This is a genomic window from Marisediminitalea oceani (assembly GCF_003731635.1).
GTDB lineage: Bacteria > Pseudomonadota > Gammaproteobacteria > Enterobacterales > Alteromonadaceae > Alteromonas > Alteromonas oceani.
Map to the genome: position 1 here is coordinate 69,891 of NZ_RCUA01000032.1, position 22,272 is coordinate 92,162.

Consider the following 22,272-nt stretch of genomic DNA (forward strand, 5'->3'; position numbering starts at 1 on the left):
AATAACAGAAAAGAATCAGGGAGTGTAGCGGGAATTTGAATTATTTTTAGCTAATCGCGGGTTTTGTGCGTTTAACTGTTAAAATATCTTTCCAATTGGCGTGGATGCCGGAATTTACTGGCCGGATGCGTAATGAAACATCCGGCCGAGGGTGCGTAATATAGGCTATTTTGGCTTAATTTACGATCTTTATTTCATAGCCAGAGCTCGTTTCGGCCGGCTCGACGGTAATAAAATAATTTTTGGTTTCATTAAAGCCGTACAACGGATACCTGAATAACAAATATTGTTCCTCATTACTGTCTTCATGCACGGCAATGACTTCGTAATAGTCCGCTGGCACCACATCTGAGTTGGTCTCGGCAAAGCCAATATGCTGAGTGCTGTATTCGGCGGTATCAATGGTTTCATCATGTCTTACCATGTAAAAGTCGACATCTGCATAATCATCTACCAGATTCACGAAATTAATGGTTTTGTCATAGGCCTGCGATGCCGAACTCTCAACAAAACTCAGTGATGCCAGTGATGTACCATTCTGGTAGAGCACAATCGCCTTACTCTCGCTCTGATTAAGCGTAATCAGTTTGTTGTTCATGGTTGTCAGGCTGTTATCGGCGATACTGGCGGTAATTCGGTAGTCACCGTATTCCACTTCGGTAAACTCCCCTGCCTCACCAGGCGCCAGTTCTACGCTGATTGCCTCTGCTTCATCGTCACCGGTAAAGGTAACGGTAACCGGTGAGTCGGTATTCAGACTGTTGTAGATGCGATACTGCGATGTGGCGTCGACGTCTGTCACTTCGTACACCGTGGTAGAGTTCAGAAGTACATCCAGTGCCATACCGTTTTGAATAGCACCAGATAAGTCCCGGGTAATAAGTACGTATTCTGTGTTATATGCAAGGCTGAGGGTTGGCGTTTCAAATATCACTTCATCAGAGCCAGGTTCAGTGAGGTAGATAGTGTATTCGTCTTCATTAAAATCTTCGCTGTCGTCATCGCCGTCCCAGTACGTGTATTCGGTAAGTTCACCGCTGGTTATCGTCCCGAGATAATTGGCTGCTTCGAAAGGGTCGCCTGAATCGCTCATATACAAATCAAAGGTGGTGGTGCTGTCGAACATGGTTGAGGTAGCCATCAGCCGAAAATGGTCTTCCAGCGATTCACGGTAATATTCGTAGGTATCAAATACCGGCGCTTCAAAGTCACCACTTAGCACCACCAGCGTTTTGTAGGAGGTTTTGAGAGTAACGGTAATAGTATCAATCACTACCTCCTGGTCGTCGCTGTCGATGCGATAAAATTCGAGCTCCAAATCGCCCTTTTCACCGGAAATAAGCGCACTGGCATCGCCGAACTGAGCGTAGCCGAGGTCTGAGCCATCCACTTCCCGCATGTAAACGGTAGCGCCATTTGGCGAGCCGTTATAAAAATGGAGGTATGCTTCATCGTAGTCGCTGTTGGTAGAGCTGCCTGAGCCTCCGCAAGCCGTTAACAGCACGGTTAACAGTGCTGCCATGGCCAGGCGCATTATTATTTTAGAATGGGTAAACATGAGGTATTGCTTCCTTGAGATAATCAAAAATCATCTCAACAGACGCCCGGTTCCGATGTTGGTTCGCCAACCTCGCGCAGCTTTGCATTCCTTAACACTTCTTTACATTGGCGTCGCAATATTTCAGAAAAGGCAAAAAAAAAGCGGCCGGGAGGCCGCTAAAATGGGAATGAAGTGAAATATACCGGGTACGCTCAGCTTAAAAACTAAAACGCGTGCCCAGTGTAAAATTACGACCGGGCAATGGCGCCTGATCTTTCAAAAATGACGTATGCACCCGGGCTTCTTCGTCAAACAGGTTGTTGGCTCTAACGTAAACCGTCCAGTCCTGCGTATCAGACACGCGATAATCTACCGAGGCATTTACCAGGGTGTAACCATCTGTGGGGGTTTCATATTCGGTGGTTTTCGTCTGATCGTCATACCACACTACCGATAGCTCTGAGCTTAACGCTTCACCTTCATAACTGATGGTAGAGCCTAACCGCAGAGGCGGAATGCGTGGCAGGTTATCGGAATCGATTTTGGCGCGAATGTAATCACCAAACAGGCTCACACGCCAGTTGACGTTGAGATCAACAATGCCTTCCGCTTCCACACCGTAGATGGTGGCATCATCCTGATTGAAGTAGTACACCGGTGTGCCTTCTTCAGCGTGTTCTTCATGCTCATCATGAGCTTCTTCCTCTTCTTCCTCGTGGCCATGGGCCAGCGCAGTGAGATCGGTGGCACTCTGATAAATATAGTCATCAGCCTGATTGTAGAAGAACGAGAGGGTGTAACCGCTGTCGCCGCTAAATTTGCGGAACGTCAGATCGATGTTATTACTCACCTCTTCTTTTACGCTGCGCAGGTTTTCAGACACTTCGCCATCTTCATCCATGTCGTAAATCAGGCCAACCTCAAAGGTTTGTGTTGCCAGATGCTGGCCGGCCGAGAATAGCTCTTGCATACTCGGTGCACGTTCGTTGCGCGATAAAGTCAGTGCTACCGAGTAACCGGGTGTATATTCCCAGTTTAAACCTGCTGACAAAGAGCTACTGGTAAACGCATATTCATCAAAATCGAACACCAGCTCATGTTCTTCGTGTTCGTCTTCATGGTGGTCTTCCTCATGACCTTCCTCGTCATGATGCTCTTCTTCGTGTTGTGCGACTTCGAGTTCGAAGTCTACCGTATCCGCGTTATATATGGTGCGCTCCAGGCGTCCGCCAAGCTCGAGGATCACTGAGCCAAACTTCTTCTGCTCTACTAAAAACACTGCCATGCTTTCGGTTTCGGTAGGTGGTGTGTAGGCTTCCTCACCTTCTGCGGTATAGTCACTGTTATGATATTGCAAGCCAAACACGCCGTGCCAGGCATCAATGTCTGCATGGGTAGCAGCCAGTCGAATATCGCTGCCCTGATTGGTAAAGCGAGTTCCAACCTGACCATCTTCTATCTCAACGTGCTCGTAATCTGTGTAGGCTGCGCCAAATTTCAGTGAGCTGATACCTTTAAATGGCGAGTACCACTCACCGGCCGCCTGATAACGGGTCATGTCTACATCCAGGTTAGTGCCTTCCTCACCTGCATGCTCAGCATGTTCTTCTTCGGTTTCACCTTCATGCTCTTCTTCATGAGCATGACTGTGACCCGGCACGCCATAAAAATTGTCGAGCTTTTCTACCGAGAAACCAAAGTACCCTTCTTCATCAACCAGAGAAAGACCCGCCGTTATATTGGTGGTATCCATGGCACTGCTTTCCAGGATGCCCGGTTGCTCATCGTCATCGGGCGTTACCGACGCGTAACCCGGAATATCGGCGTTGTCGGTTTTACGTTTAAAGCCATCTACATGAAAAGCGATATTGTTTTGGCCACCGGTCAGATTAAAACGGCCGAATTTGCCGTCGTTAACCGTGGCGTAGTTGGCCTCCACATCGCCTTCGATGCCGACGGGGACTTCACTGGGTATACGGTTATCCACCACGTTTACCACGCCGCCGATAGCACCGCTGCCGTATTGCAGGGTAGCCGGGCCGCGCAGTACTTCAACCTGGGTTGCACTGGTGCTGTTAGCCGCTACGTTATGGTCCGGGCCAATACGCGATACGTCAGAAACATCCAAACCATTCTGCACGATTTTAACCCGTGGACCATCGTTACCGCGGATCACCGGGCTACTGGCAACAGGGCCGAAGTAAGTACTGTGCACTCCGGGCGTGTTTTTTAACGTCTCACCCAGGGTTTCGGCCTGAATTTTTCGCAGCTTATATTCATCAATTACCGATACCGGCGTGACCGACTCAAGCACAGAAGAGCCCAGCACACTGGCGGTGACTACAATGTTTTCAATGGATACGGGCGTCAGTACAAAGTCTGCCACCTGATCACTACTGATATCACCAAGGTCGTTATCACCATGGACATAATCCGGCGAATACACATGCAGATGTACATGAGGCACCTGCACGCCGGTAAATTCATAGTTACCCTGAGCATCGGTAAAAGTAACCTGTTTGGAGCCTTCTATACGCACTTCAGCGCCTACGACAACCTTACCGGCTTCGTTAGTCACTTTGCCCTTAATGGTAGTCGCCGCAGCAACCTGGGCAGTTAATGCCATAAACACTGCAGCATTAATTGCGGTTATTTTTTTCATTATGTGATTGACCTTGAATGTGTCGATATGCGTTGATGTTACAATATAACATTACCTCTCCCCTGACGTTTTCGTCAAGCACCAGTTACCGATGAAATTATTCATATTGTCGTAAGGAAGACGATGCGGCGATTTTATAGGTAAGCACTTACTTTCAACTTATCTCCCATTAAATTAATAATTGAGAGTTTATAGCTGAGTATTATGATGATCATCACACAACGTGAACGATTAAATGCTGTATCCGTTAGCGCTATTCCGATATGGTGAAAACAACAATATCTCATCAATGAGTTTTTATTTCGGGAGGAAACATGGGCATTCGTCAGTCAGTTACGTGGTGTATTTCGGGTCTTATTTTAACTTGTACCCTGGTTACCGGCGTAAGTTCTGCCGCTGAATTTAGCGCAGGGCCGGTGTTTCAGGATTATGGCAAAAAGGTGCAGGTTGAAGGCGTCGAATTTAACGCTAACACTGAGTTTAAAGTGGCTTTTGATGTGGCGAAGGGGGCAGAACCCGGTAAAGTAAACCGACAGTTCGATAGTCTTGCCCGATTTATTAATATGCACGTGGCGAGCGGTGTTCCGGCAGAAAATATTGAGTTGGCGTTAGTGGTTCATGGCAGTGCCACACTGGATTTACTCGCTGCCCCAGCCTATCAACAAAAGCAGGGCGCCAACAATGCCAATATTGCGTTGTTAAATGCACTAATGGCAAATCAGGTACGCGTTATCGTATGCGGCCAGTCTGCCGCGGCTCATGGCTATGCCAGTGAGGCTTTTTTGCCCGGCGTAGAAATGGCGCTATCTGCAATGAGCGCTCACGCACTGTTGCAACAACAGGGTTATACGTTAAATCCTTTTTAAGCAATCCCGTTTACATTTGTCAGGCGCGATTAACCGGAAACGCCAGTACCTGTTCGATGTGGGTGTAGCCGTGTTTAAGCATTAAAATACGATCGATGCCCATGGCCACGCCTGCACAATCGGGTAAACCTGCCTCTAACGACGCCAGAAAGCGTTCGTCGAGGGGTTTTTCCTCAAACCGGAAAGTGCGACGCAAACCGTTATCGTGCTCAAACCGTTTGCGCTGCTCGGCGGCATCCTGCAATTCATGAAAACCATTCGCCAGCTCGGTACCTTTAAAATACAGCTCAAAGCGATCGGCTACCCGCGGATCGTCGCGGTTAATTTTTGCCAGCGACGACTGTGAGGCCGGGTAATCATAAATAAAACACGGATATTGCTGGCCAATTCTTGGCTCAATTTCATAGCTGAACAGCAACTGCAGCATGCCATCGTGGTCGATGGGATACTCATCGCTAAGATCGATATTGCAATCGTTAAAGACTTGAGCAATTCGCTGGGTACTATCGCTCAGAGGGTCTAGATTCAGGTGTTTTTGAAATGCCTGCTGATAGGTCATGCGTTCGGTTTGCTGCGCACCAATAAGCGCATTAAGCAGATCGCTTATTTCATCCATCAAATCATGGTGATCAAGCCCCACCCGATACCATTCAAGCATGGTGAATTCGGGGTTATGTAAGCGTCCGAAGCCCTCATGGCGGAACACTTTTGACAGCTGATAAACGGATGTCTGGTAGCTGGCCAGTAAGCGTTTTAAGGCGAATTCGGGTGATGTCTGTAAATACAACGTTTCATTGTGGCCACTGTCGCTGTACGCGAAGTTAGTTGAAAAGCCATCAATAAAAACATCGGTAACAGTACCGTGAGATAACACCGGCGTGTCGACTTCCAGCACATCACGTTCGGCGAAAAACTGGCGAATGGCAGTGTAAAGTTGGGCTCGCTCGCGCAGTGCTTGTAATGAGGCGGTGGGCCGCCAGTTATCTGGAGTTGTCATAGGGTACGCTGGTTAGTCTGCGTACCTGCCCGGTTGGAAGGTACGCAGTGAAGGGGGGTTATTTTTGTACGCGGGAAACGTATTCGCCGGTACGGGTATCAACCCTGATAACTTCGCCGGTTTGTACAAACAGCGGTACGCGAACCACAGCACCGGTGCTTAATGTTGCTGGTTTACCGCCGGTACCGGCAGTATCGCCTTTCAGGCCCGGGTCGGTTTCGGTAATTTCCAGTTCCACAAAGTTTGGCGGGCTCACAGTGATCGGAGCGCCGTTCCATAAAGTAATGGTACAAACATCGTTTTCTACCAACCACTTAACATTCTCACCCACGGCTTTTTCGTCGGCAGCGATTTGTTCGAATGTTTCATTATTCATAAAGTGGTAGAATTCGCCGTCGGTATACAGATAGGCCAGTTCCGTATCCATTACGTCTGCGCCTTCTACTGATTCACCGGAGCGAAAGGTTTTTTCCAGCACTTTGCCAGAAATCAGTTTACGAATTTTAACCCGGTTAAATGCCTGGCCTTTACCCGGCTTAACGTATTCGTTTTCAAGAATGTTGCAAGGTTCGCCGTCGAGCATGATTTTCAGGCCCGCTTTGAACTCGTTAGTGCTGAAATTAGCCATAATTCCTCAATAAACACTGTAGGTTTTAGTTTTAGTGGCGCAAATAATACAAAAAAATAGCATAACTGTAGAGCAAAACTGGCAAAAAGAGTTAGCCAGTGGTTTTACTGATCCATTTTCACTGCTCAGTTACCTGAATCTGGACCCCACTGACTTTGGCTCTCATGCCGAAGCCCGTCGCTTGTTTCCGATGCGGGTGCCGCGCTTTTTTGCCTCATTAATGGAAAAAGGCAACTGGCAGGATCCCTTATTATTGCAAGTGTTGCCCAGCAATCAGGAATTTCTCCCCGCGCCGGGTTACAGTCAGGATCCGCTTGCAGAGCATGATACCGCGAATCCCGGCCTGTTACATAAATACCACAGCCGTGTACTGTTGATTGTAAAAGGCGGCTGCGCGGTAAATTGCCGCTATTGCTTTCGCCGGCACTTCCCTTACGCCGACAACTCACTGAGTAACGCTGAACTGGAAAATAACATCGCCTATATTGCCGCGGATCCGGCCATCGACGAAGTGATTCTCTCCGGTGGCGATCCGTTAATGGCGAAAGACAGCAAGCTCGCTGCTCTGGCCGAAAAAATTGCTGCCATTCCCCATGTAAAAAGACTGCGTATCCACACTCGCCTGCCGGTGGTAATGCCCTCAAGGCTCGACGCTTCTTTTTATCGCTGGTTTGCCGGGCTCCCCGTGCAACGTGTACTGGTATTGCATATCAACCACGCCAATGAGGTGTCGGCTGAACTCACCGAAAAACTTGCGCCTATGCGTCAGGCGGGCGTCACAGTGCTTAATCAGGCAGTATTGCTAAAAGGAGTAAACGACACCGCCGATACACAGGCACAGTTAAACGAAAAGGTGTTTGCTGCGGGCATTATGCCTTATTACCTGCATCTGTTGGATAAGGTACAGGGTGCAGCGCATTTTGATATTGATGTAGAACAAGCCAGAGAAATAATGGCCGGAGTGATAAAGCGATTGCCAGGCTTTATGGTTCCCAAGCTCGTTACCGAAATTGGTGGCCAGCCTGGCAAAACGCCGGTTGACTTACGTCTTTATCCGCAAGACTGAACCCACAGGTTCAGTCCGAGTTACGCGAACGTATCGATGTTGGCACCGATAGCCGGGTTGGCGGATGTAGGTTTTGGTACGTCAGCGGCTGATTCCAGCAGCTGAAGCGTCGCCTTTCCTTCCTGCTCTTGCTGACCCTTAGCCAGTTTGAGAGAAGCCAACTCAAGCGACGCACCGGACGTTCCAGAGGCACCTGCACCTTGAATATCCATACCAGTTTCCTTATTTGCTTGTAGCAACGTTAAAAAGTGGGCAGAATTGCCCACCTCACTGCTATATCGGCAGACCTTAACCATTCTTTAGTCTTTTTTCTGTTTTACTTAAGGAGCGCTCTTTGGATTCTGTTCACCAGCAATTACAGGAAACGCTACAAACACTTTATCGCAAAGCGGTGGATGCCGATCAGATCCTTGATCAGTTGCAGCACCAGCAACAGGGCAAGTTTGCTGCCATCTTTGCCGACGACAGCGGTTTTACCACCCGGTCAAAACGCTTTGGCCCCTATGTGGAAGAGATCGCCGCCGACTGGCAGGCCCTCAAGCAACTTAGCGATGAAGACGCTAAACAGGCACTGGTGCCGTTAGTGAAGAAGATAGAACTGGCATTAAGCACCCTGCAGCAATTTGCCAGCAGCGTGAAGAAGTAACAAAAGTAAAGGCTGCCGCGATTACTGGTACAGCGGCAGGTTATCAATACGCTGTTGAATCTCAGCAACCTGTTTTCGGTATGCCGGGCTGTCTACCTCGCTGTAGCGGTGCCGAAACTCCTGCTTGCTTAGTCCTTCCGGTAAGCCACCGATGTAGGGCAGAATATCCCGTTCACGAAGGCCCTCCTGCGCCAGTTCCTGGAGCCGCACCGCGCTGTCTGGCTGAGTGGCGATACGGGCAAATGCCATTCCCGACATATCCGCCGCTAAATCAACAAAACTGTAGCCACTGCCACCCATGGCCCGGTCCATGAGTTCCTTGAACTCGCCAATGGCGAGGGTCATATTTTGTTGAGAAAGAATTTGCAAGGCTGCAGAAATGGTAAAGTGACGCGCCAGATCGTTACGCTGGGCCAGCACAGCCGGCGCTTTAGACTCAACCGGCGAATCCCCTTCTGGCTGAGTTGCCCCGGCCAGTCCGCTGATTCTGTGATCGCCCAGAAAGATGGCTAAAGCCAGCAGCGCAGCCTGATTATGCATTACCGGATCGCCCTCTGCACTCAGTGAAGCGGCCCGGCTGAGCATCAGGTTAAGGTAATTAGCAACAGACTGCGGCGACGGTGACCGCCCTAAAGGCGAGCCATTAATGTAAGCCAGATAATCGGTAGTTAATTCGCCGAGTTCGTCCACACCGGTACTGATGTTTTCCCGGGCAACATCGATTTGCTGGAGTAATTCATCCAACGGCCGCATGTCCAGTACCAGCAGTTCATCAGACATAGTGATTTGGGTGATCTGATTTGCAGCAGTACTGGCTACATCACTACTGGTAAAACGGTCCACCAGCCATACCGCGCTGGATAAGGCAGTATCTCCCGGTACCACCAGATTACCAATCCTTACGTGATCGATATTAACCCCCTCCCCCGGAAACACCTGGGCAGAAAGGTTAATGTAAAAGTCATCAGCCGGCGCCGGCAACGCAATACTGGCAGCAATTTGGGTTTGTTGCTCCTCTACCTCTACAGCCCCGTTAAAGCCGGGCAAAGCGCGCTGGGCAAATCCCATCAGGCTTTCAAACTGTGCTTCTGACACTTCTACGCGCTGCTGTGAATGGCGATCTTCAAGGCTGTTTTTTAACTGGCGAAGTAAGGCATGTACTGTTTCGGCATTATCGACCTGCTGCGAGGATACGCGACTGACCTTTGGCGAACCGTCTACCACCAGCACGGCAAGCAGGGTTAGCGCTGCAACAAACAGCAGTACAATAATAAACAGAAATCGGCCGAACATGTTTTTGGATATCCTATCAACACCGGATTGGTTAGTTAGCTAAATTGCTCGTTAGTCCACGCAGACAAACTTTGATATACCGCGGCCGCGGCAGAAAAGTCATGGCCCAGGGATTGTTCCGTGGGGATCGCCACACAACGCAGCCCGGCCGCTGCTGCGGCAGCCAGACCGTGTTCGGTATCTTCCACCGCCATCGCCTGCTCTGCTGTCAGGCCCATTTGTTCCAGCGCCATTAAGTAACAGTCGGGAGCGGGTTTACTGTGCTCCACGTCCTCTACCGCTACTACGCATTCCACCCAGTCGGCAAAGCCGTAACATTCCAGGGTGCGTTGAACCGAATACTTGCTGCCGCCAGTTACAATGGCAATACGTAGCCCCTGCTCATGACAGAGCGTCATGGTCTCCAGTGCGCCGGGCATTAACGGGAAAGGAGCTTTATGCAGATGCTCTTCTGTCAGCCGGGTTTTCGTATTGGCTAACTCCGCAGGCTCAGCTGATAAATTGAAATCCCGCACCACATCCACGCCATTTTGCGAGGTGGGCACACCAGCCATCGTCTCGTTATAATAAGCGTCGGTTAACTCCACACCATAAGGCGTGAGGGTTTGCTGCCATAATTTAAAATGAACCGCCTCTGAGTTTATCAGCGTACCGTCATGGTCGAATAAAATTGCCTGCAGCGGTGCTCCCGGGTTTGCCATTACACTACCTCGGCCAGATTACCTTTGCTTTCCAGCCAGGTTTTACGATCGCCGCTGCGTTTCTTGGCCAGCAACATGTCCATCATTTCGAGCATTTCGTCGTTATCGTCGGCGGTTAACTGCACTAAACGACGGGTATTAGGATCCATGGTGGTTTCGCGCAGTTGCATAGGGTTCATTTCACCCAGACCTTTAAATCGCTGTACATTTACCTTACCGCGCTTTTTATCGGCTTCGATACGGTCGAGGATCCCTTGTTTTTCGGCTTCATCAAGCGCATAGAACACTTCTTTACCCACATCGATTCTGAACAGTGGCGGCATGGCAACATACACATGACCGGCATTAACCAGCGCACGAAAGTGACGCACAAATAACGCACATAACAAGGTAGCGATATGCAGACCATCTGAGTCGGCATCGGCCAGAATACAAATTTTACCGTAACGCAAGCCGGTTAAATCTTCGGAGTCGGGATCAATTCCCAGCGCCACTGAAATGTCATGAATTTCCTGTGAGCCGAGTATTTGCCCGGAGTCCACTTCCCAGCTGTTAAGGATCTTACCGCGCAGCGGCATGATGGCCTGGAATTCACGATCGCGAGCCTGCTTGGCTGAACCGCCAGCGGAATCCCCTTCCACCAGAAACAATTCAGACTGTGTAATATCCTGTGAGCCACAGTCGGTTAATTTACCTGGCAACGCCGGGCCTTGGGTAACCTTTTTACGGGCTACCTTTTTGTTCTGACGTAAACGACGCTGCGCGTTGTTGATACACATTTCGGCCAGCGCTTCGGCGATGTCGGTGTGCTGGTTCAGCCACAGGCTGAATGAATCTTTCACCACACCAGAAACAAACGCAGAAGCCTGACGCGATGACAGGCGCTCTTTGGTCTGGCCGGCAAACTGCGGATCGTGCATTTTGGTGGAAAGAATATATGCACAGCGATCCCAGATATCGTCGGGCGTTAATTTAACCCCGCGTGGCAGTAAACTGCGGAATTCACAAAACTCACGCATAGATTCAAGCAAGCCCTGGCGCAAGCCATTTACGTGTGTGCCGCCCTGTGCAGTAGGAATGAGGTTTACATAACTTTCGGTAGTCAGCTCGCCACCTTCCGGTAACCACATTACGGCCCAGTCAGCCGCCTCGCCGTTACCACTGAAACTGCCGGTGAAAGGCACATCGTCGGGCACGGTAATGTAATCTTTAACGGCGCTTATCAGGTAATCCTGTAAACCGTCTTCATAGTGCCACTCGTGAGTTTCCTTGCCGATCTTGTCTTCAAACTTGATCCGCAGGCCTGGGCATAGCACTGCCTTGGCGCGCAGGTTATGACAAAGTTTTGCTACGGAGAATTTTGCCGAATCAAAATATTGCGGATCAGGCCAGAAGCGCACGCTGGTGCCGGTATTGCGCCGGCCGCAGGTATCGATAATGTTGAGGTCTTCGGCTCTGTCGCCATCGGCGAAGGCGATAAAGTAAACCTGACTGTCGCGACGGATGGTAACTTCCACCCGGTTAGACAGCGCGTTAACCACCGAGATCCCCACACCGTGCAAACCACCGGAGTACTCGTAGTTTTTATTAGAAAACTTACCACCGGCATGGAGCTTGGTCATGATCAGCTCAACCCCGGAGATCTTTTCTTCCGGGTGGATATCCACCGGCATACCACGACCGTCATCCACCACTTCCAGGGACTGGTCTTCATGCAGTACCACTTTGATATTAGAGGCGTGCCCCGCCAGCGCTTCATCCACACTGTTGTCGATCACTTCCTGACCAAGGTGATTCGGGCGGGTCGTGTCTGTGTACATTCCCGGACGCCGTTTAACCGGCTCCAGACCATTTAGGACCTCAATTGCATCTGAATTATATTGATTCGACATTGTTGTGATTATTCTTCGTTTGAGCTGCACACGTGTTGCAATGGTAGCGTTGCAAGCAGACGCCACCAGAACAACCTTTTAACTGATGTTATCAGGGGTCTGGTAGAAGCGCAATTTGACCTAACGTTGTGTTGCCTCGGCCGAATTCAGGAAAGCCATTATTCCCTCAAGGTGCGCTTCGTAATTCACAAAACTGTGATCGCCGCCTTCCTCTATATACACATCAGCGCCGGCGTAATGCTGTACTGCCTGACGGTAATCAAGGGTTTCATCGCCGGTTTGCAGCAGCACCTTATAGCGCTCGGGATGACTCAACTGCGGCTGATAAAATCCGCGGATATGGCCGATATCATCTTCGCTAAGAACGAAACGTTTATTCGTGTAAGGGTTTTCGTGTTCGCCCAGATAGTCTTTAAGCAATTCAAAGGGGGTTACCGCCGGATTGATAAGTACCGCTCTGCCACCGTATTGCTCGGTGAGCCAGGTTGCCAGATAGCCGCCCATGGAACTGCCTATCACCTTAAGGCCTCCGGTGAGTAAATCCGGATGCGCTTTTAGCAGCGCCTGCAATTGCGCTTCAAGTTCGGCAGGGCTATTGGATAATTCCGGGCAGATAAAGGTTGTGTCAGGAAAATGTTGTAGCAGGTACGCCCGGGTTTGGTTGGCTTTTAACGAGCTTGGGGAGCTTAAGAATCCATGTAGGTAAAGTATCGACGCCATTACGACTCCTGTTTTATTGCGTTATCCGGTGTATGCGGGAAGTAAAAGTACCATTTTCTGCCCATTCAATTACCCGAAACCCAGGTCTTTCGCTGGCCAGGCCAAACTCGGCTGAAAGTTGCCACTGCCAGCACGAAGACGGCACACCAAGTATCGGAGTATTGCTGAGCTGAGCCTGAGTTTCGGCGTGAATGTGACCATGTAATACGGCTTTTATCGGTTGCTTTGCAAGCCAGCGGGCAAGCGCTTCGGTATTTTTCAGCGCATGATTATCCATCCAGCTGCCCGTAGCAACCGGATGATGATGAATTGCCAGCAGATGCCCTGCATCAGGCGCCCGGGCTATGTTCGCCGCAACGCTGGCCAGTTGCTTTTCATCAATCACGCCGAGAGTTCCCTCAAGGCGCGTATCCAGGCCATGAATGTATTTACCTTTGAGTATCCAGGGCGTATCAGCGCGTAACCAGTTGGCTTTAAGCGTCTGCTCAAAATAGGGGTTATTGTCGTGATTGCCGGGGATCACCCGCCATGGTATCTCCCCGCCCCACTGGTTCAACAGACTCAGAAATAACTGATAACTGGCCCTGCTATCGTCGCCGGAGATATCACCGGTAAATAACAGACCATCCGGTTGTTGCTCAACGGCGGCAACCAGCACAGTACTTAGAGATTGAGCGGGATTAATATCACCGTAGGCGGATAATTCGGGTGATTCAAATAAATGACAGTCAGATATCTGGATCAGCTTCATTCAGGTTGAGGCAATAGGTTGTGCGTTGTGATTCAAACAAAAATTCAGCCACTCAGTTAAAAACAAATTAACCATGTGCTTTTCGTTGCGAAGACGCATTTTGGCGTTGGGGTATTCGTAGGAAGGCGCCAGTGCACCGGCATTCTGACTGGAGGTCACCTCTGCCATTCGCGCATCATGATACAGCCTTACTGTCATGGATGGCTTAAGATAACCGGGTGTGGATACATTTACCTGCTCTACCAAAATGGTACTGGTGTAGCGAGCCGATTCAATGATCTGAATACGGTAAGACAAGCCCAGTCCGGCCGTAAACCGGTAGGTAAGATCCTCGGTATCGCAGTCGGGTAACATGTTTAACAGATGCACATAATTACGCTCGCAGATTGCCTGCAAGGTGGGTAAATTAGGTACATATTTACGCTTGTTACTGGTCACCGGACTGCCACTGCTCTAACAAAGTGTGTTTGTTCATAAAGAACCATTGTAACGCAATTATGCTTGCAGCGTTGTCTATTTTACCTGATTCAAGCCATTCACGGGCTGTGTCTTCTGCCACCCGGTGGACTAAAATATCCTCTGACTCATACTCCAGTCCGTGCACACCGGAGGCATTAGCCGCATCGGTACAGGCCACGTACACATGCAACCTTTCGGTGGTGCCACCCGGGCTCGCCAGGTAACTCAAGGCCTTGGTAAGGTGAGTGAGAGCAATCCCCGCTTCTTCCTGCGCTTCGCGGTGACAGACTGATTCCTGACTTTCCCCCTCATCAATAATGCCGGCGATTATTTCAATCAGCCACGGAGAATTGGTGGTGGGCAACGCGCCAATCCGAATTTGCTCAATCAACACAAACTCCTGACGAACCGGATCGTATGGCAGCACGGCAACCGCGTGGCCACGCTCGAAGATTTCCCGGCTGATGTTGCCGGTCCAGCTGCCGTCGTATTTCTTGTGCGAAAAGTCGTAGCGAACCATCGTGAAGAAACCTTCGTACAAGGGTTCAATTGCCGCGATTTTGACGTCTTCTGAGTTGAAACGTTGAATTTTCGCTGTCATTGCATTCTCATTTATTAGTTAAACCAGTTAATATACGCGATTGAGTATTTACGATCATGAGTGTATATATAATTTTTGTATAAGCGCACTCAGACATAGAAGACACATATTCTGTTACACTTACGCAAGCTCTGTTACGACTTAGTTGTGTCTTTTATTATGTGATTTTTTTAAAGTACACCAATGTAATAGAAGTGAGATCGTCATTTGGGTGCATGGTTCGGGCAAAGGCATACCCGTTAACCATACTAGCGTAATTTTGCTACCCATATCACCCATTTAGTTAGTAAACACAGTTGAGATTGAAGGCACAAACATGAAAAAAACACTTTTATCGCTAATGCTTGGTCTGGGAATGACCACACCGGTATTAGCAGATAGCTTATTGGACGTTTATCAACAAGCCATGGCCAACGATCCGGTTGTTAATCGTGCAAAAGCACAACGCGACGCTGCTTATCAGGCTATTCCAATCAGCCGTGCCGCGCTGTTACCACAAATTTCAGGCTCACTGGGCTATTCCACGTCTACCAGTGAATCAACCCAGAACATTCAACGTGAAGATGAAAACGGCAACCCGACCTTCGAAATTGTCGACGTAGAAGTTGACCGTGACTCTACCAGCTGGGGCATTGACCTCAATATGTCGTTATACGACCACTCTCGCTGGTTAGGTCTGGACCAGGCTGAATTATCTGCCGAGCAAAGCGACGCTACCTACGCTGCCGCGGTACAACAACTAATTGTACGCACGGTAACTGCTTATCTGGACGTACTGCGCGCACAGGATAACCTGGACTTTGTGCAGGCAGAGAAACGTGCCATCGAACGCCAGTTAGAACAAACCAAACAGCGTTTTGAAGTTGGCTTGACTGCCATCACGGATGTTCACGAAGCTCAGGCCAATTACGATAATACGGTTGCTCAGGAAATTGTTGCAGAAAACCGCATCGAGCTGGCTCGTGAAGCGCTGCGCGTGATTACCGGTAAGTATCACGACCGTCTGGACGTGCTGGATACCCAACGTTTCGCCGCCTCTTCGCCATCGCCACAGGCCGTTACTGAATGGCTGGACATCGCCGAAGAGTCTAACCTGACCCTGCTGGCGCAGCGTCTGGCCATGGACGTAGCGAAGATGGAAATCGACATTGCTACAGCTGGTCACTACCCTACGCTGGGCTTATCAGCCTCTTATGGTAGCTCGAAAACCGAAATTTCATCACCGTTCTTCACCAACGAAACGCCGTTTCAGGATAGTCAGAGCATTGGTGTAAATGTTTCTGTGCCTATTTATCAGGGCGGTCAGGTATCGGCGCAAACGGATCGCGCCCGTGCATTGTTTATCAGTGCCGGTGAAGATTTAGAACTCGCCCACCGTCAGGCTATACAGTCGGTTCGCAGTTCGTATAATGATGTAAAAGCTGCTATCTCTACGATTCGGGCTCTGGAACAGGCAGTGCTGTCTGCTGAAAGTGCGTTGAAAGCGACAGAAGCGGGTTTTGATGTGGGTACGCGTACCATTGTAGACGTACTTAACAGCACCCGTAACCTTTTCAACGCGCGCGCTAACTTGTCTGGTTCGCGTTATGACTTTATCCAGGCTATGGTTACGCTGAAACAAGCGGCTGGTAATCTGACCGCCAGTGATCTTGAGCTGATTAGTCAGGGCCTGAAAGATGCGCCTGTGGACAGCGAGTAATTAACTTTGGCAAGACTCAAAAAACGCGCCCTTGCGGCGCGTTTTTTATTGGAAAAATGGCTTATCACGGCCTGGATGTGACTTGCAAGGCTTCGAGGCGCTGGAGGATTTCTTCCATAGACGCCTTTATTTGAAGGGTCTCTTCGACACTCGGCGCATGGTTATTTAATTGTTCTGCCAGTTGCGCTAATTTAGCTTGCAAACTTTCACTGCTGTCGTCCATGATACGGCCTGAAAAATTGATATTTCACAATCATATAGTCTTATTTCACGATTCTCAAACGAAACTAACTGACCATGAAGGCATCTCATCTCCAGCACAAATTTGAACAGGTTCGAACCAATAAAGTGTTCGAACTTTTTGTTATTGCAGTCATTTTATTTTCGGCGTTACTGGTTGGGGCAAAAACCTACGACATGCCGAGCACGGTTAACCAGGTCACCAATGTACTCGACTGGCTGATTAGCGCGTTCTTTTTAATTGAAATCACCATTCGTTTTTTGGGTGAGAAAAACAAGATCGATTTCTTTAAAAGCTTCTGGAACTGGTTTGATACGCTGATTGTATTAGTGAGTTTATTGCCGCTGGAAAACAGCGATACTGCGCTGATAGCGCGACTGGTACGAGTATTCAGGGTGCTGCGGATGATATCTATCATTCCGGAGCTAAGAATACTTCTGGTTTCCCTGATGAAAGCCTTACCACAGCTTGGCTATGTGATGCTGCTGATGTTTATCATCTTTTATATTTACGCGGCTATCGGCAGTACGCTATTTGAAGACATCAATCCTAAACTATGGGGCGACATTACCATTTCACTGCTCACCCTGTTCAGGGTAATGACCTTTGAAGACTGGACAGACGTAATGTACGAAACCATGGAAGTCTATCCGTTAAGCTGGTTCTTCTACCTGAGCTTTATCTTTTTCACCGCTTTCGCGTTTTTAAATATGGTGATTGGTATTGTGGTCAATGTGATGGAGGAAGAAAACGCCAAGGCTTACCGTGAAGCCCACAAAGATGAACCAACTATCAATGATATCGCTGCTCACTTAAAACGGCTCGAACAGAAAATTGATGACATGCAGCGAAAAGAATAATCGCGTGTTATTAGGCTAAGCCAGCCTTTTCAGGAGATCCCGGATAAGCACTGCGTGCTTTCCGGGATGACGGAAAAATTAATGTCGGGTTGACGGAGTCATTGATACCGGTTCAAGGCCGGTTTAATGGCAAAGTGTTAAACCCACTTATCGTGGATATTTAGCTGCTTCATTTTTGCCGGGCAGTGAGGTTTTGATGAAGTCACGGATATCGTTGTTAGCCGACTCCAAGTCCTCGTGGCGTAAATACATCATATGGCCGCTGCGGTATCCTTTAAAACTCAGGCGATCCTTCATTTTACCACTGGCATCAAGCTGCCATAGCGTATATTTGGCGTCGAAGTAGTTGGTCGCGCCATCATAATAACCCGACTGGATCATCACATGCAGATAAGGGTTAGCCGCCATGGCCAGGCGCAGGTTTTCACCAGTTTTATCGTTGCTGCGATCCCACGGATGAACCGGACCAAACATGTTGTACTTCACATCCGTTTTATAATTCAGTACTTCACGTAAATAGTAGTTCAATGCTGGCGTAAACGAGTGCAGCCATGAAGTGAGTTCGGCATTGTAATCAGGGCGACTGCCGCTGTCTTTGCCATCAATTCCCAGATAGCGGCTATCGAGGCGGCCAACAGTTTTACCTTCTCCACGAAGCAACTCTTTCCAGTAATACCAGGGACTCACATCCAGATTGTTTTGCTCTACGGCTTTCTCTGATAGTCCCGAATAGGCAGCCACCTGCGCAATAATCGCTTGTTTTTCTGTTTCACCGATAAAACCGCCCCGGGCGACCGCTGGCAACAGTTTATTCAGCGCAAAGGCTTCAACCTGCGGCAGAAATTCTTCCAGCGCCATATTCTGGTATTCAGGCGCCAGCAATTTGTGGTGCCAGGCAGTAGCAGCAAAATAGGGTAACCGGTTTGCCACGTCTACCGGGCCGTCACGCTTAATACCTAAATCTGTTGGCGATACCAGTACCACGCCGTTCAGATACATCCACTGGCTGTTTTGTAATGCCAGCGCCAGGCCGGAAACCCGGGTGGTGCCGTAACTTTCGCCAATCAGATATTTAGGTGAACGCCAGCGGTTATTGCGGGTAACAAAGGTATTTAACCATTCTGCCAGGTACTTAACGTCGGCATTCACGCCAAAGAACATCTCTTTTTGGGCGTCTTTAGAAGGTAACTCCCCCTCTTCGTTTTTCAGCACGCGGCTGTAGCCTGTGTTAACCGGGTTAACGTACACAATGTCTGCCACATCAAGAATGGAATAAGGGTTCTTTTTCACGCCGTAAGGCTGCAGCGGGTAGCCCTCGTCATCAATGTTCAGGATCACCGGCCCGGTATAGGCAATGTGCATCCACACCGAGGCTGAGCCTGGTCCGCCATTAAAGCTTATGACCAGCGGGCGGGTGCTGTCGTCTTTAACATCACTGCGCTTGTAATAGGTGTAATGCAGGGCGGCCACGGCATCACCTTCGTCGTTCCATACCGGTTGGGTTCCGGTAGTGGCAGTGTAGTTTACCCTGTCACCGTTAATAGTCGTTTTATGTTCGGTTACTACGGTACTGTCGGGCTCAATGGCGCGACTGTAATCTTCAGCATGGCCATACGGCGATGCCAGCAGTGTAATTCCCACCGTCAGGGTGAGTAGTGATTTGATGAGTGTCATTAGTGCTCTCTTTTTTTTATTGTCGTGTCACTTATCATCATGGCACAAAAACAGGAGCAGGTTGAGTGTTGTCAGGGCATTCTGCCGGATCCCGGCGATAGTTGGCTGCAAAGCTGAGCAGCCAGTGGTTAGGTGGTGATACAAGGCGACGCTTGTATCACCACAATAAAGCTTACAGGTTATATTGCTGTTCCAGCTCGGCTACCCGGGCTTTGGAATCTGCTGCTTCGAAAATGCGGTCGGCCAGACGCCGTTTTGCCAGCGGTGTTAAGTCCATCTTCAGTAACAGTTCAATGTAGTTGAGGTAAATTTCATCACTGCGCACCTGTTCTGACATTACGCTGTCGTAGATTGCTTTCGCGTCTTCGGTTTCGCCTTTATCAATTAATACCTGGGCAAGGGTGTCGGCAATCTCCGGCGCCTGAGGTACTATCTCGAGCGCTTGTCTGGCATGCTCTTCGGCAGCATCCAGCATGCCTTCCTGATGTTCAAGGTAGGCCAGGTTATTGAGTGCGATGGCATTTTCCGGTTGTTTTTCGGCAAGCTGACGATACACGTTGATAGCCTCGCTGCGATCCCGCTGAATGAGGCGCTCTGCGTACAGCAACATTGCCTGGGTATTGTCAGGGTTGTTTTCTCTGAATGCCGTAACCAGTGCAAAAGCCTTATCTGGCTGGTCAGCCATTTCGTGGGCAGCCATGGCTAACAGCAGATTGCGGGTATTTGGAATGGCCTCGTAAGCAGCCAGCGCATTGGGAATGGCTGCTGTTGGATTATCCCGATAAAGCTGCAACCGTGCTCTTATCCCTTTAACGTAAGGCAACTGCTTTTCTTGCTCCGTCAGTTGGTCAAGGATGGCTTCGGTTTGCGGAATTTGCCGCAACATGGCGTGAAAATGCGCTTTGACTATCTCGATTTGACGGTCCGGGCGCTTTTCTAAAAAGCCGGCGGTTAGCTCCACACCATTTTGAAAGCGACTTTGCAAATCAAGGATCATGGCCATGCCCAGCACAGCCGTTTTATGATTTGGCTGTTCACTCAGCCAGGCCTCGTAATGCGCTTTTGCTTCGTTTACTTGTGAGCCTGCTAATAATAAGCGGCCTTTGGTATCCCAGAATAAATCAGGCGTGTCATCATCAAGCTGTACCTGCCCGATAAGTTCAATGCCATCAGCAACCCGTTTTTCGGCCAGGTAGACTCTGGCCAGTAACACTTTAGGTACATCATTGTCAGGGTTACGGGCAACTATTTCCTGAATAGTATTCACCGCTTCATTGGCTTTGCCCATTTGCTTTTGCACAATGTAAAGGAGCGCCAGCGATGCCTGATCGGTTGCGTCGATAGTGAGCGCCTGATTAATAGCCTCCAGCGCCTGCTGTGGCTGTTCCTGCACCATAGCCAGCGAGACCCGCTGGATTTTGGCTTTCAGGTTATTGCTGTCTAACGCCTCAGCTTTGGCAATAGCGGCTTCAGCAGCTTCGTAGTTTTGCTGAGCAATATACACCTGCCCTTTTACCAGCCAGGGCTGAGCATTTTGCGGTTCGGTTTTTTGCCAGTTTTCTGCCACTTCCAGCGCTTTATCGAACTGACGGGTAGCAATGTAGGCATTTGCCAGCGTTTGCTGGCCCATGGTGAGTTCTGGAGCCCGCTCTACCGCTGCTTCCAGATTAACCAGGCCTTCGGCATCGTTAATCGACAGCTGTAATACGCCGATACGGGTTAAATCTTCTGCTGAAGTGGCAATAGGCACTGACTTTTCAATCATCGCCTTAGCGTCGACCACGTTACCGCTTTGCAGTAACTGATACCCGGCTTTGGAAAACAGCATAGCGTCATTTTCGGCTTCACCATCGACTCTGGCCAGGATATCAGTAGCTTCTTCATTTTTGCCCTGTTGCAGCAAGCTGTTTGCCAGCATCCGCAGTGCCGCATGAGACGGCGGTAAATCAGAGGCAATCATCGACAGATGTCGGGTGGTAGCCGCGTAGTCTTCTAACTGATAAGCACTAAAACCGGCTAGCAAGCGGGCCAGCGGATCATTACGACCATTCTGGATCGCGGCTTCCAGGTGCTTAAGGGCCACGCTGAAATTGCCCTCACGGGCTTCAATCACGCCTTTAAACTGGTTAAGCAAAGGATTGGTAGCGCTTTGCTCCAGCAGATCATCCACTAACGGGGCCGCGTCTTCGAAACGCTTGGCATCCATCAGGATAGCGGTGAGAATAAATTTGGTTTCGGTGTCATCCGGCGCTACGTCCAGGTAAGCATCGTAAGCGGTAACGGCGGCATCCAGATTGCGTAAATACATATTCAGCCGCGCTTGCTGCATTAACACGTCTTTGTTAAGCGGCGCCTGTTGATGCAGGGTATTGATGGCTTGTAAGGCGCCTTCATAATCATCGTCGAGTACCTTACCGAGCGCCAGCGATAGCCCTTTATACACACTGGATGTATCTATTTTTGCAATGTCGTCAAGCAGGACCCGGGCTTCTTTGGTCTTTTCCAGTCGCAGCAGCGCTTCCAGCTTGTAGTAGGTTACCTCGGCCCGCTTTACCGGCGTCAGACCGTCCACGTTGTGATTAATTTCTGACAGGGCGACTTCTGAATTGGTTTCCTGGTAGGCCCGGGTGATAAGGGGCAGCACTTCGCTCACTTCATAGCCCAGATCCAGCGCCCGGTTGAGTTCCTTTTCTGCGGCTGCGAAGTCTTTTTGTTGCAAATAGAGCTGGCCAAGTTCGAAACGCGCGTTGGGATCCTCAGGATCTTTCTGAATGGCACTCTTATATTCAATAATGGCCGACTGGTTATCCTTCGCCTCAACAAACTGGCGTGCTGCGAGCACATGTTCTTCACTGGTTTTCTGACCGCAGCCGGTCAGTGACAGGCTGGAAATCCCCAGCATTACAGCAGCTAACACCGCGTTACGATTAAATGACTTTCTTTTCATAAAGCTTACCTTGCAAATGATTCTCAGAC

At 49.5% G+C, this 22,272-nt stretch carries 20 protein-coding genes; 5 read left to right on the forward strand and 15 right to left on the reverse strand.

Annotation, left to right across the window (positions count from 1 at the left end; translation table 11 throughout):
* Positions 1-175: 175 nt before the first annotated feature.
* Both D9T21_RS09760 and D9T21_RS09770 read right to left on the reverse strand, forming a co-directional pair.
* Complete coding sequence (locus D9T21_RS09760) at positions 176-1,558, reverse strand: DUF4397 domain-containing protein (protein ID WP_123324769.1); 1,383 nt, start codon at positions 1,556-1,558, stop codon at positions 176-178.
* Between the two features lie 199 nt (positions 1,559-1,757).
* On the reverse strand, positions 1,758-4,202 hold the full coding sequence (locus tag D9T21_RS09770; protein ID WP_123324771.1) for a TonB-dependent receptor: 2,445 nt from the start codon (positions 4,200-4,202) through the stop codon (positions 1,758-1,760).
* A 314-nt stretch (positions 4,203-4,516) separates the two neighbouring features.
* Between D9T21_RS09770 and D9T21_RS09775 the strand changes: the two genes are divergently transcribed.
* A complete protein-coding gene (locus D9T21_RS09775; protein WP_123324772.1) occupies positions 4,517-5,068 on the forward strand; it encodes a DsrE family protein in 552 nt (183 codons plus the stop codon).
* Between the two features lie 19 nt (positions 5,069-5,087).
* Here the strand turns inward: D9T21_RS09775 and epmA are convergent, their stop codons facing one another.
* Positions 5,088-6,065, reverse strand: coding sequence for an elongation factor P--(R)-beta-lysine ligase (gene epmA / locus D9T21_RS09780; protein WP_123324773.1), 978 nt, complete (start codon positions 6,063-6,065; stop codon positions 5,088-5,090).
* A 58-nt stretch (positions 6,066-6,123) separates the two neighbouring features.
* Positions 6,124-6,693, reverse strand: a complete 570-nt coding sequence (gene efp / locus D9T21_RS09785) for an elongation factor P (RefSeq protein ID WP_123324774.1) — start codon at positions 6,691-6,693, stop codon at positions 6,124-6,126.
* Positions 6,694-6,727: 34 nt separating this feature from the next.
* On the opposite strand from efp, the gene epmB reads away from it, so the two are divergent.
* Positions 6,728-7,759, forward strand: a complete 1,032-nt coding sequence (epmB, locus tag D9T21_RS09790; RefSeq protein WP_123324775.1) for an EF-P beta-lysylation protein EpmB — start codon at positions 6,728-6,730, stop codon at positions 7,757-7,759.
* 20 nt (positions 7,760-7,779) lie between these two features.
* Here the strand turns inward: epmB and D9T21_RS09795 are convergent, their stop codons facing one another.
* Complete coding sequence (locus tag D9T21_RS09795; RefSeq protein ID WP_105934279.1) at positions 7,780-7,971, reverse strand: hypothetical protein; 192 nt, start codon at positions 7,969-7,971, stop codon at positions 7,780-7,782.
* 122 nt (positions 7,972-8,093) lie between these two features.
* On the opposite strand from D9T21_RS09795, the gene priC reads away from it, so the two are divergent.
* Positions 8,094-8,405 (forward strand): primosomal replication protein PriC, encoded by a 312-nt coding sequence (priC, locus tag D9T21_RS09800; protein ID WP_123324776.1) that lies wholly within the window; start codon positions 8,094-8,096, stop codon positions 8,403-8,405.
* Positions 8,406-8,426: 21 nt separating this feature from the next.
* Here the strand turns inward: priC and D9T21_RS09805 are convergent, their stop codons facing one another.
* From D9T21_RS09805 to nudF, 7 genes are all read right to left on the reverse strand, one after another.
* Positions 8,427-9,698 carry a YfiM family lipoprotein gene (locus tag D9T21_RS09805; protein ID WP_123324777.1) on the reverse strand — a complete coding sequence of 424 codons (1,272 nt, stop codon included), beginning with the start codon at positions 9,696-9,698 and terminating at the stop codon, positions 8,427-8,429.
* A 35-nt stretch (positions 9,699-9,733) separates the two neighbouring features.
* Positions 9,734-10,399, reverse strand: coding sequence for an HAD family hydrolase (locus D9T21_RS09810; protein ID WP_123324778.1), 666 nt, complete (start codon positions 10,397-10,399; stop codon positions 9,734-9,736).
* Entirely contained in the window at positions 10,399-12,291 is a 1,893-nt protein-coding gene (gene parE / locus D9T21_RS09815) for a DNA topoisomerase IV subunit B (RefSeq protein ID WP_123324779.1), read from the reverse strand. The genes D9T21_RS09810 and parE overlap by 1 nt, the downstream gene beginning before the upstream one ends.
* A 120-nt stretch (positions 12,292-12,411) precedes the next feature.
* The gene (locus tag D9T21_RS09820) at positions 12,412-13,011 is read right to left on the reverse strand and encodes a YqiA/YcfP family alpha/beta fold hydrolase (protein ID WP_123324780.1); all 600 of its coding nucleotides are present in this window, start codon (positions 13,009-13,011) and stop codon (positions 12,412-12,414) included.
* Between the two features lie 13 nt (positions 13,012-13,024).
* Entirely contained in the window at positions 13,025-13,762 is a 738-nt protein-coding gene (locus D9T21_RS09825; protein WP_123324781.1) for a metallophosphoesterase family protein, read from the reverse strand.
* Complete coding sequence (locus D9T21_RS09830; protein ID WP_241155688.1) at positions 13,763-14,158, reverse strand: DUF1249 domain-containing protein; 396 nt, start codon at positions 14,156-14,158, stop codon at positions 13,763-13,765. It lies immediately after the preceding gene.
* 31 nt (positions 14,159-14,189) lie between these two features.
* Positions 14,190-14,822, reverse strand: a complete 633-nt coding sequence (nudF, locus tag D9T21_RS09835; protein ID WP_123324782.1) for an ADP-ribose diphosphatase — start codon at positions 14,820-14,822, stop codon at positions 14,190-14,192.
* Between the two features lie 316 nt (positions 14,823-15,138).
* On the opposite strand from nudF, the gene tolC reads away from it, so the two are divergent.
* Positions 15,139-16,521, forward strand: a complete 1,383-nt coding sequence (gene tolC, locus D9T21_RS09840) for an outer membrane channel protein TolC (protein ID WP_123324783.1) — start codon at positions 15,139-15,141, stop codon at positions 16,519-16,521.
* A gap of 64 nt (positions 16,522-16,585) precedes the next feature.
* On the opposite strand, the gene D9T21_RS22710 is transcribed toward tolC, so the two are convergent.
* The gene (locus D9T21_RS22710; protein WP_164464634.1) at positions 16,586-16,744 is read right to left on the reverse strand and encodes a hypothetical protein; all 159 of its coding nucleotides are present in this window, start codon (positions 16,742-16,744) and stop codon (positions 16,586-16,588) included.
* A 74-nt stretch (positions 16,745-16,818) separates the two neighbouring features.
* On the opposite strand from D9T21_RS22710, the gene D9T21_RS09845 reads away from it, so the two are divergent.
* The gene (locus D9T21_RS09845) at positions 16,819-17,622 is read left to right on the forward strand and encodes an ion transporter (protein ID WP_123324784.1); all 804 of its coding nucleotides are present in this window, start codon (positions 16,819-16,821) and stop codon (positions 17,620-17,622) included.
* Positions 17,623-17,769: 147 nt separating this feature from the next.
* On the opposite strand, the gene D9T21_RS09850 is transcribed toward D9T21_RS09845, so the two are convergent.
* Positions 17,770-19,296 carry a S10 family peptidase gene (locus tag D9T21_RS09850; RefSeq protein WP_123324785.1) on the reverse strand — a complete coding sequence of 509 codons (1,527 nt, stop codon included), beginning with the start codon at positions 19,294-19,296 and terminating at the stop codon, positions 17,770-17,772.
* A 172-nt stretch (positions 19,297-19,468) separates the two neighbouring features.
* A complete protein-coding gene (gene prsT, locus D9T21_RS09855) occupies positions 19,469-22,243 on the reverse strand; it encodes an XrtA/PEP-CTERM system TPR-repeat protein PrsT (protein WP_123324786.1) in 2,775 nt (924 codons plus the stop codon).
* Between the last annotated feature and the right edge of the window lie 29 nt (positions 22,244-22,272).